Raw genomic sequence first — 1,041 nt, 5'->3', positions numbered from 1 at the left:
GTAACAACCACTCGACGACACCTCACCGCTACCGGACCAGATCAGCCCAGTACCCTGATCAGTCTTCCCCGGATCGTGCTCAACCTGCGCCTCCAGACGCAACGGCCGAGAATCAGAATCCCCGCCATAGGCCGAGAACGACGGCTGGATCGAGGACAAGGTCCAGAGGCCGGAAACGGACTGCCCTGGGGAGGCCGACGCCTCCGACACCACCGGCTTGGAGGCGTCCACCCGCGCCGCCTGCCACTCCGACCAGGCGCCCGCCACGTCCGAGGAGGTCACCACTCGCACCCGCCAGCGGACCAGCCAGCCGTCCTTCAGCTTGCCGGACGTGACCGCGGGGGACTCCAGCCAGCACTTGGTCGTCGTGTAACAGCCGCCGCTGGACAGACCACCGGAAGCCCACCAGATCAGCCCGGAACCCTGGCTGACGGCCGATGGGTCGTGCTCGACCTGAGCCTCCAACCGCAACGGACGCGAATCCGCATCCCCGCCATAGGCAGAGAAGGAAGGCTGAGTCGACGGCAGCGTCCACAACCCCGACACGGACTGCCCCGGGGACGCCGACAGTTCGGAGACCACAGGCTTGGTGGTGTCCACCCGCCCTGCCTGCCACTCCGACCAGGGACCCGCCACGCCGGTTGAGGTGGACACGCGGACGCGCCAGCGGACCAGCCAGCCTTCCTTCAACTTGCCCGACGACACGACAGGCGTCTGCAGCCAGCACTTGGTCGTCGTGTAACACCCACTGGTCGATGTCTCACCAGAACCCGACCAGATCAGCCCGGAACCCTGACCGGCAGCCGATGGGTCGTGCTCGACCTGAGCCTCCAACCGCAACGGACGCGAATCCGCATCCCCGCCATAGGCAGAGAAGGAAGGCTGAGTCGACGGCAGCGTCCACAACCCCGACACGGACTGCCCCGGGGACGCCGACAGTTCGGAGACCACAGGCTTGGTGGTGTCCACCCGCCCTGCCTGCCACTCCGACCAGGGGCCGGCCACGAGCGCACCGGGAGTCTCGGTGGACTGCACCACCGC

1 protein-coding gene is annotated in these 1,041 nt (G+C 67.6%); it reads right to left on the bottom strand.

Annotation, left to right across the window (positions count from 1 at the left end):
- Positions 1–969, bottom strand: a 969-nt coding sequence (locus AB0J46_RS51965; protein WP_364344971.1) for a hypothetical protein, incomplete at its 3' end; no start/stop codon positions are given.
- Positions 970–1,041 lie beyond the last annotated feature (72 nt).

It is taken from the genome of Nonomuraea sp. NPDC049758, from assembly GCF_040674635.1.
In the GTDB taxonomy this organism is placed as follows: domain Bacteria; phylum Actinomycetota; class Actinomycetes; order Streptosporangiales; family Streptosporangiaceae; genus Nonomuraea.
Note: the sequence above shows the minus strand (reverse complement) of the source record. Positions and strands in the feature narration are given on the sequence as shown.